The organism is Streptomyces sp. NPDC007162 (assembly GCF_040634175.1).
GTDB lineage: Bacteria > Actinomycetota > Actinomycetes > Streptomycetales > Streptomycetaceae > Streptomyces.
Genome location: NZ_JBEYFC010000353.1, coordinates 1 through 9,791, shown reverse-complemented (window position 1 = coordinate 9,791; position 9,791 = coordinate 1). Strand labels below are relative to the sequence as shown.

The 9,791-nt window shown below is 69.3% G+C and carries 8 protein-coding genes, 1 other RNA gene and 1 pseudogene; 3 read left to right on the top strand and 7 right to left on the bottom strand.

The window, feature by feature from the left end; genetic code table 11:
* The coding region (gene yicI, locus ABZ646_RS31860; RefSeq protein WP_360526499.1) for an alpha-xylosidase at positions 1–2,129 on the top strand (2,129 nt) is incomplete at its 5' end.
* On the top strand, positions 2,129–3,142 hold the full coding sequence (locus tag ABZ646_RS31855; RefSeq protein ID WP_360526496.1) for a LacI family DNA-binding transcriptional regulator: 1,014 nt from the start codon (positions 2,129–2,131) through the stop codon (positions 3,140–3,142). The genes yicI and ABZ646_RS31855, both read left to right, overlap by 1 nt.
* Before the next feature lie 903 nt (positions 3,143–4,045).
* Here the strand turns inward: ABZ646_RS31855 and ssrA are convergent.
* The 5 genes from ssrA to ftsE form a co-directional block, all read right to left on the bottom strand.
* Positions 4,046–4,445: a transfer-messenger RNA gene (gene ssrA, locus ABZ646_RS31850) on the bottom strand.
* Between the two features lie 93 nt (positions 4,446–4,538).
* On the bottom strand, positions 4,539–5,081 hold the full coding sequence (gene smpB / locus ABZ646_RS31845; protein ID WP_360526493.1) for an SsrA-binding protein SmpB: 543 nt from the start codon (positions 5,079–5,081) through the stop codon (positions 4,539–4,541).
* 68 nt (positions 5,082–5,149) lie between these two features.
* Positions 5,150–6,319 (bottom strand): S41 family peptidase, encoded by a 1,170-nt coding sequence (locus ABZ646_RS31840; RefSeq protein ID WP_360526489.1) that lies wholly within the window; start codon positions 6,317–6,319, stop codon positions 5,150–5,152.
* Between the two features lie 67 nt (positions 6,320–6,386).
* Entirely contained in the window at positions 6,387–7,307 is a 921-nt protein-coding gene (ftsX, locus tag ABZ646_RS31835; protein ID WP_132890502.1) for a permease-like cell division protein FtsX, read from the bottom strand.
* A gap of 46 nt (positions 7,308–7,353) precedes the next feature.
* A complete protein-coding gene (gene ftsE, locus ABZ646_RS31830; protein WP_046729172.1) occupies positions 7,354–8,043 on the bottom strand; it encodes a cell division ATP-binding protein FtsE in 690 nt (229 codons plus the stop codon).
* A 257-nt stretch (positions 8,044–8,300) separates the two neighbouring features.
* Between ftsE and ABZ646_RS31825 the strand changes: the two genes are divergently transcribed.
* Entirely contained in the window at positions 8,301–8,492 is a 192-nt protein-coding gene (locus ABZ646_RS31825; RefSeq protein ID WP_046729173.1) for a hypothetical protein, read from the top strand.
* Between the two features lie 93 nt (positions 8,493–8,585).
* Here ABZ646_RS31825 and ABZ646_RS31820 read toward each other — a convergent pair whose 3' ends face one another.
* Together ABZ646_RS31820 and prfB are read right to left on the bottom strand one after the other, a co-directional pair.
* Entirely contained in the window at positions 8,586–9,227 is a 642-nt protein-coding gene (locus tag ABZ646_RS31820; protein ID WP_360526485.1) for a hypothetical protein, read from the bottom strand.
* A 318-nt stretch (positions 9,228–9,545) separates the two neighbouring features.
* Positions 9,546–9,791: pseudogene (gene prfB, locus ABZ646_RS31815) on the bottom strand (peptide chain release factor 2); the annotation flags it as partial.

Genomic DNA, 9,791 nt, shown 5'->3' with positions numbered 1-9,791 from the left:
GCCACCGCGGCGACCTGCTGAAGGGACCGGTCGTGACGATCACCGCGCACACCCCGATGCCGGACGTCATCGGCGTCACCTTCACCCACTTCGAGGGCGAGCAGCCACGCGGCCCGCAGTTCGAGCTGGTCAAGGGCGACGTCGCGTCCCAGGTGGCCTACGACGACGAGTACGCGACCCTGGTCTCCGGCTCGCTGTCGCTGCGGCTGAGCCGGGCCGCGTCCTGGCGGCTCGACTTCCTGGCCGGCGGCCGCACGCTCACCTCCAGCGGCCCCAAGGGCATGGGCATCATGCGGGACTCCGCGACCGGCGCCCACTACCTGCGGGAGCAGCTGAACCTGGGCGTCGGCACGTCGGTCTACGGCCTCGGCGAACGCTTCGGCCCGCTCGTCAGGAACGGCCAGGTCGTCGACATCTGGAACGCGGACGGCGGCACGGCCACCGAACAGGCCTACAAGAACGTCCCGTTCTACCTCACCGACGCGGGGTACGGCGTCTTCGTCGACCATCCGGGGAAGGTGTCGTTCGAGGTCGGCTCCGAGGCGGTGTCGCGGGTCCAGTTCAGCGTGGAGTCACAGCAGGTGACGTACTACGTCATCCACGGCCCGACCCCGAAGGAGATCCTGCGGAAGTACACGGCCCTGACCGGCCGCCCGGCGCTCCCGCCGGCCTGGTCCTTCGGCCTGTGGCTCTCCACGTCCTTCACCACCTCCTACGACGAGAAGACGGTGACGTCCTTCATCGACGGCATGCGGGAGCGCGAACTGCCGCTCTCCGTCTTCCACTTCGACTGTTTCTGGATGCGGGAGTTCAACTGGTGCGACTTCGAGTGGGATCCGCGGGTGTTCCCGGATCCGGAGGGGATGCTGGGGCGGCTGCGCGAGCGTGGGCTTCGGGTGTGCGTGTGGATCAACCCGTACATCGCGCAGCGGTCGCCGCTGTTCGCCGAGGGCAGGGCGCTGGGGCACCTGCTGCGGCGACCGGACGGGAGCGTGTGGCAGTGGGACCTGTGGCAGCCGGGGATGGCGCTGGTGGACTTCACCTCCCCGGCGGCGCGTGACTGGTACGCGGCCAAGCTGGCGGCCCTGCTCGCCCAGGGTGTCGACTGCTTCAAGACCGACTTCGGGGAACGCGTCCCGGTGGACGTGGCCTGGTCCGACGGCTCGGACCCGGAGCGGATGCACAACTACTACACGTACCTGTACAACCGGACCGTCTTCGAGGTGCTGCGCAAGCATCGGGGAGAGGGGGAGGCGGTGGTGTTCGCGCGGTCGGCGACGGCCGGGAGCCAGAAGTTCCCGGTGCACTGGGGCGGCGACTGCGAGTCGACGTACGAGGCGATGGCCGAGTCGCTGCGCGGCGGGCTGTCGCTCGGCCTGTCCGGCTTCGGCTACTGGAGTCACGACATCGGCGGCTTCGAGGGCACCCCGACCCCGGCGGTCTTCAAGCGGTGGCTGGCCTTCGGGCTGCTGTCCTCGCACAGCAGGCTGCACGGCTCGTCGTCGTACCGGGTGCCGTGGCTGTTCGACGAGGAGTCGGTCGACGTGGCACGGCACTTCACCCGGCTGAAGCTGAGCCTGATGCCGTACCTGTACGAGGTGGCGCGTGTCGCTGCCGCGGAGGGCATCCCGATGATGCGGGCGATGGTGCTCGAGTTCCCGGACGATCCCGGGTGCGCGCATCTGGAACGCCAGTACATGCTGGGGCCGGACCTGCTGGTGGCGCCGGTGTTCGACGACGAGGGACAGGCGGCCTACTACTGTCCGGAGGGCACCTGGACCCACTTCCTCACCGGCCGCACGGTCACCGGCCCCCGCTGGATCAGGGAGCGCCACGACTTCCTGAGCGTGCCGCTGCTGGTCCGGCCGGGAGCCGTGATCCCGGTGGGCGCGGTGGCCGACCGGCCCGACTACGACCACGCCGACGGGGTGACGTTGCGGGCGTACGGCCTGGAGCGCGGCGCGCAGGTCACGGTCCCGGTCGGGGAGGTCACCTTCACCGTCGTACGGGAGGGGAACACCCTGCGGGCCTCGTGCAGTGAGCCGGCTTCGGCCTGGAGCCTGGCGGCCGGAGAGCGGACGGCGCGGGCGGCGGCCGGTACCGGGTTCCTCTCGCTGGAGCTGGGCTGATGGTGAAGATCACGGACGTGGCCCGGCACGCCGGGGTCTCCCCCAGCACCGTGTCCTACGCGCTCAGCGGCAAGCGGCCGATCTCGGAGGAGACCCGGCGCCGCATCCAGGCGGCCATCCGCGAGCTGGGCTACCGCCCGCACGCCGGCGCCCGCGCCCTCGCCAGCAGCCGCTCCAACGTCCTCGCCCTGGTGATCCCCTTACGCACCGGCATCCACGTCCCGGTGGTGATGCAGTTCGCGGTGTCGGTGGTGACCACGGCCCGCCGGTACGACCACGACGTGCTGCTCCTCACCCAGGAGGAGGGCGAGGAGGGCCTGCACCGGGTCGCCGACACGGCACTGGTCGACGCCCTGATCGTGATGGACGTCCAGCTCCACGACCCCCGGCTGCCGCTGCTGCGCACGCTGGAACGGCCGTCGGTACTGATCGGCTTCCCGGCCTCCGCCGAGGGCCTGACCTGCGTCGACCTGGACTTCAGGGCCGCCGGTGAGCTGTGCGTGGAGCGGCTGGCGGGGCTGGGGCACCGGGTGGTGGCACTGATCGGGTCGCCGCCGGAGGTGTACGTCCGGGAGACCGCGTTCGCCCAGCAGGTGGTCCAGGGCTTCACGGCCGCCGCCGACCGCAACCACATGGCGTCCTCCGTCCACCCCTGCGAGGCGACCCCGGCGGGGGCACGCCGGGTCGCCGAGCAACTGCTGCGCGAACAACCTGCGTTGACAGGGGTCGTCGTCCACAACGAGGCGGCCCTGGAACCCCTGATCGACGCCTTCGAGCACCTCGGCCTCCGCGTCCCCACCGACCTGTCGGTCACCGCGATCTGCCCGGACGAACTCGCGGCGGCCCTCCGTGTCCCGGTCACCTCGGTGGCCCTGCCGGCCGCGGAACTCGGCGAACGGGCGGCGGAGTTGCTGATGCGCAAGCTGGACGGCGACACGGAGGTGCCGGAGGCGACCCTGCTGGCACCCCGACTGACGGAACGGGCGAGCACGGCACCGCGCGACGCCCACTGACGGCGTCGACCATGAACGTGACGGCATCCAGCACGTACTCGCCGTAGTGGAGGGCCGAGCCCAGTTCCTCCAGCCGCGCGTAGTGCTCCGGCGAGAGCGCCGCACCGCGTCCGGTACCGGCTTCCGCCATCGCCCGCAGCAGTAGCCGGAAGGCCAGGTCAGGGGTGCAGTGCCGGACGCACTCGGCCAGGTCGTGCCCGATCTCGTCCGGCACCAGCCGGGCCACTGCGATCTCGGCGAGGACCAGGTCTGCCAGCTCTTCGCCGTCGGTCGCGCCGGGTGCCTCGGACGGGCCGACGCCGTCTGCCGCGTTCCTGGCCAGCCAGGCGTCGCACAGCGCGGTGAGCGTGTCCATCCACTGCGTCCCCGACGTGACGCCCGTGGGCCCTCCGGAGAAGAAGGCCGGTCCCGTCGCCCGTACCGCGGCAACGGCCCTCGGGTCCAGTTCGTCCCACAGGTGGTACTCGGCCTGATCCGGAAGCTGGACCGGGAAAGCCGTGAACACATAGAAACCGTTCTTGTGTCCCTTTGCCCTCTTGAGCACGATCTTGTACGTGTTCCCCGCAGGGGCAACGGTGCGGTCCGCCTTGGCCACATAGCCGAGGGAGCCCGACCCGAAGGTACCGGTCAACGGCTTCTCCCGCGCGCTGCCGCGGAGCCGCTTCTGGATCTCCGCCGCCTTGCTCGCCAAAAGAACATCCGCTCTGCGTGAAGAGGGCAGCCGGGGGCCCAGCGCGAAGGGGGCGTGAAGCGGCGCTGCGCCGTGGCGGCGGTCAGACCTGCGATCTCTGTGAAGCTTTTTGACTGAGCGGCATCAATCTTCACAGGACGGCCGGACATGGACCCCGCGGACACCACGAGGGCCCGGTGGTCTGTGACCACCGGGCCCTCGCAACATGGAGACTGTGGAGATGGCGGGAATCGAACCCGCGTCCAACGGTGCGGAACCAGGGCTTCTCCGTGTGCAGTTCGCTGTGATTTTCTCAGCCCCGGCGATCACGCGAACAAGTCGCCGACGGGCTCAGTCACTGTTAGATTTCCCTCTTCACCCCGTGACCGGGATCAAGGTTTAGTCCCCTAGCTGATGCCAGGATCCGGGTCGGGAACAGCCCCGGGCTGACACTCCCGTATAGGAGGCTCGCTGTCGCTACCTGAGATCAGGCAGCGAGGGCGAAGGCCTGCTGGGAGGAATCGCGCTTGGAAGTGGCGATTATTTTTTTCGGCCTGTGGTTTACGAGATCATGGCCGCTTTCTCGACACGCTTCCCCTGCCTCGACATCCGCTGTCGAAACCGATCATCCCCATGTTGATTTTTCAATCTGCACACCGGCTTCCCCCGGTGTTGGTGCCATCGTACGTGACCAACGCCCGCCGATGCCACTGCATTCCCGCGTGCCTAGGCCTCCCGCTGCCGACGCTTCGCCGCCGCGATGGCGCGCCCCGCCTCCCGGCGGTCCTGCTGCTCGCGCAGGGTCTGCCGCTTGTCGTACTCCTTCTTGCCGCGCGCGAGGGCGATCTCCGCCTTGGCCCGGCCGTCCTTGAAGTACAGCGCGAGGGGCACGATCGTGTGACCCGTCTCCTGGGCCTTGGCCTCCAGCTTGTCGATCTCCTCGCGGTGCAGCAGGAGCTTGCGCTTGCGGCGCACCGAGTGGTTGGTCCAGGTGCCCTGGCTGTACTCGGGGATGTGGGCGTTGTGCAGCCACGCCTCGTTCCCGTCGATCTGCACGAAGCCGTCTACCAGCGAGGCCCGGCCCTGACGCAGCGACTTCACCTCGGTGCCGGACAGCACCAGGCCGGCCTCGTAGGTGTCGATGATCGCGTAGTCGTGCCGCGCCTTCTTGTTCTGCGCGACGATCTTGCGCTTGCCGCCCTTCTCGCCGTCCCTGGCTTTGGCGGCCGTCCCCTGCTGCTTCTGCTGGGACTCTTTCGGTACGTACATTCCCTTGGCCATAGTGCCCTCTATTTTCGCACTACGGAGGGGGTGCGAGGGAAGCGGTTATGCGGGTGCTACGAGGGGTCGCCGAGACCGCTCAGTACGGTCTCCGCCCGCCGCAGCGCCCCGGAGCCCACTTCCAGGTCGGGGGTGATGCCCCGGCCGTCGACGGCGTGACCCGAGGGGGTGCGGTAGTGGCCGACGGTGAGCTCGGCGACCGAGCCGTCGGGGAGCCGGGTCGGCATCTGGATGGAGCCCTTGCCGAAGGTGCGGGAGCCGAGGACGACCGCGCGGCCGCGGTCCTGGAGGGCGCCGGTGAGCATCTCGGCCGCACTCATGGTGCCGCCGTCGACGAGCGCGACCAGCGGCCTGACGGTGTCGCCGCCGGGCTCGGCGTGCAGGGAGCGCTGGACGCCGTGCACGTCGTAGGTGGCGACCAGGCCGCCGTCGAGGAAGGCGGAGGCGGCGGTGACGGCCTCGGTGACCAGGCCGCCGGAGTTGCCGCGCAGGTCGAGGACGATCCCGCCGTCGGCGGGGGCCTGCCGGACCGCGTCGCGCACCAGGTCGCCCGAGCCCCTGGTGAAGGCGGAGATCCTGATGACGGTGATGCCGGCGGCCGCCTTGCGCACGGACACCGAGTCGGTGGACAGCAGCGCCCTGCGCACGGTCTCACGCCACGCGCGCGTGCCTCGCTGGAGGCCGAGGGTGACGGTCGTACCGGCGCGGGCGTCGGTGGCGTCACCGCGCAGTAACGAGACGACGTCGGTGACGGGCCGCCCGTCGACGTCCGCCCCGTCCACGCTGCGCAGCCGGTCGCCCTTGCGGACGCCCGCCTCGGCCGCAGGCGACCCGGCCTGCACCCGGGTCACCTCGATCCGGCCGTCCCGCTCCCGCCGCGCCCACAGCCCGACGCCCGTGTACTGGCCGTCGAGCGCTTCCTCGAACTCCTGGTACTCGCCCTCGGAGTAGACCGCGGCCCACCGGTCCCCGCTGCGGCTCACGGCCCGTTCGGCCGCCTCCACGGGGGACTTGCCGTCGGCCATGGCCTCGGCGGCGGCCTCGGCGACGTCCTCGCGCCGGGGCGCCGGACGCGCGGCCTTGGTGGGCGTCTTCCGGTCGGACTGCCCGGGGTCGGGGAACGCCCCGGTGGCCGCCCCGGTCACCAACAGCCCTGCGAACACCAATGCCAGAGCCGCCCCCCGGCGAACCCGGCGGGGCTGGCAGAACAGCTCTCGGCCTGACATGCCGGTGAGTCTAGGACAACGAAAAGGGCCGCACGGGCGGTTGCCCGTACGGCCCTCTTGGCATGCGTCACACCTTCAGGTACTTGCGCAGCGCGAAGAAGGCGGCCAACGCCGGCATCAGCAGGCTCGTCGCCAGGATGAGCGGGAGTTTCGTCAGTACCGCGTCCCAGCCGATGAAGTTGATCAGGTTCAGCTTCTGGGAGAGGGCCAGGCCGTGGTCGATGATGAAGTAGCGGGCCACCACCAGGAATCCACAGGCAACCGTGCCTCCGATCAGACCGGCGACGGCGGCCTCCGCGATGAACGGGGCCTGGATGTAGAAGCCGGAGGCGCCGACCAGGCGCATGATGCCGGTCTCCCGCCGACGGCTGAACGCCGAGACGCGCACGGTGTTGACGATCAGCATCAGGGCGACCACCAGCATCAGGGCCATGACCATGCGGGCCGCCCAGTTCATGCCGTTGAGCAGGCCGAAGAGGTTGTCCAGGATGCCCTTCTGGTCCTGCACGGACTGGACCCCGTCACGGCCGTCGAAGGCCGTCGCGACCACCTGGTACTTCTGCGGATCCTTGAGCTTGATCCGGTACGACTCCTGCATCTGGTCCGGCGTGAGGGAGTCGGCCAGCGGCGAGTCGCCGAACTGCTCCTTGTAGTGCTTGTACGCCTCGTCCTGCGACTCGTAGGTGACCTTCTGGACGATCGAGGTCATCTTGTCGAGGTCGGCCTTGATCTGCTTCTTCTGGTCCTCGGTGACCGCGCCCTTGGCGCAGTTGGGGTCCGACTCGGCGTCGCTCTTGTTGCAGAGGAAGATCGAGACGTTGACCTTGTCGTACCAGTAGCCCTTCATGGTGTTGACCTGGTCGCTCATGAGGAGCGAGCCGCCGAAGAGCGCCAGGGACAGGGCGACCGAGACGACGACCGCGAAGGTCATCGTCAGATTGCGGCGGAGACCGACACCGATCTCCGACATTACGAACGAGGCGCGCATGGCGTCGGGTTATGCCTTTCCGTGGACGTCTGCGAAGTCGTGGCGGTCAGTGCTGGTAGCCGTAGACGCCGCGGGCCTGGTCGCGGACGAGGCGGCCCTTCTCCAGCTCGATGACGCGCTTGCGCATCTGGTCCACGATGTTCTGGTCGTGGGTGGCCATGATCACGGTGGTGCCGGTGCGGTTGATGCGGTCCAGGAGCTTCATGATGCCGACCGAGGTCTGCGGGTCGAGGTTGCCCGTGGGCTCGTCCGCGATCAGCAGCTTGGGCCGGTTCACGAAGGCGCGCGCGATGGCCACGCGCTGCTGCTCACCGCCGGACAGCTCGCCGGGCATCCGGTCCTCCTTGCCGCCGAGCCCGACGAGGTCGAGCACCTGGGGCACGGACTTGCGGATCTCGCCCTTGGACTTGCCGATGACCTCCTGGGCGAAGGCCACGTTCTCGGCGACCGTCTTGTTGGGCAGCAGGCGGAAGTCCTGGAAGACCGTCCCGAGCTGGCGGCGCATCTGCGGCACCTTCCAGTTGGACAGCCGGGCGAGGTCCTTGCCCAGGACGTGCACCTGGCCGTGGCTGCATCGCTCCTCCCGGAGCACCAGCCGCAGGAAGGTGGACTTTCCGGAGCCGGAGGACCCCACGAGGAACACGAACTCGCCCTTCTCCACTTCCAGGGACACATCCCTGAGTGCGGGGCGGGTCTGCTTGGGGTAGACCTTGGAGACATTGTCGAATCGGATCACGGATGCACCACGGGTCGCCGGGGGTAGATGAGCGTGACCATACGCGAACCGGGTGAGGAAGCGCAGGCGCCGGTCACGGTTGGGCGATGCTTGTGCTGTTTTGTTCCGGGGCAGATTCCCCACGGTGCCCCAGAGCACCGGTACGGGCTCCGCGGACGGCCGCGCTCTTTCGGGGGGAACCTGGCACAGTGGGAGGGGAACGTTCTCGTTCCGCGAAGCGTTGTCGAGGTAATGGCCGGTGCAAGGAGGGCGAGCGCATGACGTACGACCGGTTGGTGTGCGCGAACTGTGCGGCGCCCGTGAACGAAGGCCGGTGCCCCGTGTGCCGCGCCAACCGCGAGCGCCTTCAGCAGGAGAGTTTCCTGGGCGGTCTGAACCCGATGGCGCTGATCGGGTTGCTGGCGGTGCTGATCGCCGCGGTGGCACTGCTGGCGCACCAGACCGCGTAGCGACGTTCTTACCAAGCGCGAAAGGGCCCGGAGCCATGGCTCCGGGCCCTTCTTCGTGCATCGCGCATACGCTGCGTGAGGGCGCGGCTACTGTCAGGCCGCGGCGCCGCCGCGGCCGCTCATGAGGCGCGGCAGGATGCGGAAGCCGACACCACCGGCGATCATGGTGGCGGCGCCGACGATCAGGAAGGTCGTCTGCGCGGCACCGGTCTCGGCGAGCTGGTCGCCGCCACCCTGGGCCTGGGTGTTCGAGGAGCCGGTGTCCGTGAGGGAGGAGGTGCCCGCCTCCTGGGCGGAGGTGCCGGAGTTGCCGTCGGTGCCGGTGTTGTTGCCGCCGCCGTTGCTGCCGGTGCCGCTGCCGCTGGTGCTGCCGTCCGACGGGGTGTCGCTGGACGGCTCGTCCGTGGGCTCGGTGGGCTCGTCGGTCGGCTGAGTGGGCTCGTCCGTCGGCTCGCTGGACTCGGAGGGCTCCTGGCTCGCGGGCGGCGTGGAGGCCGGCTCGCTGGTGGCCGGGGCGCTGCTGGCCGGAGCGGTCGGGATCCCGGTGTCGCTCGCGCCGGGGTCGGGCGTCTCGTCGTCGGCGCCGAGGTTCACGTTGGCCGAGACGCCGTTCTCGTCGGCGCTGACGCCGATGGAGAGGGCGGAGGCCGCGCCGGCCGCGGTCAGCGAGGCACCGGCGGCGATCACGGCACCGGCGGCTATCCGCGCGACCCGGATCCGCGTCTTCTTGGTCATCTGGTTGCTACCCCCAGTAGCTGATAGTCAATGAGCGGGCGCATGGGGCCGGCCGTGATCGACGGGGGCGGTAAAGGCGTTGCCAAGTCCCCCGGTTCACATGCGCCCCAGAGATACGCATGCCACGCTTCACCCTTCCCATTTTTCAAAGCAACGTCAAGGCCGTTGCGCGCGCGATGTCCAGTTGCGCGCGGAATGCGGGGAGTTGAAGCGTGTGAGTGTGATGTAAAACCCAGACATTCCCCGGGCAAACGAGAACTGCCGCCCCATGGGCGGCAGTTCAAGGCCGTTCGGCCCGTCATGGGCAAGTCGACAAAGTTACTTGTCCTGCTGCTTGCGCCAGCGAATTCCGGCCTCCAGGAAGCCGTCGATCTCGCCGTTGAAGACTGCCTCCGGGTTGCCCACCTCGTACTCGGTGCGCAGGTCCTTGACCATCTGGTACGGGTGCAGCACGTACGACCGCATCTGGTTGCCCCAGGAGTTGCCGCCGTCGCCCTTGAGGGCATCCATCCTGGCCTGCTCCTCCTGCCGGCGCCGCTCCAGGAGCTTGGCCTGGAGGACGTT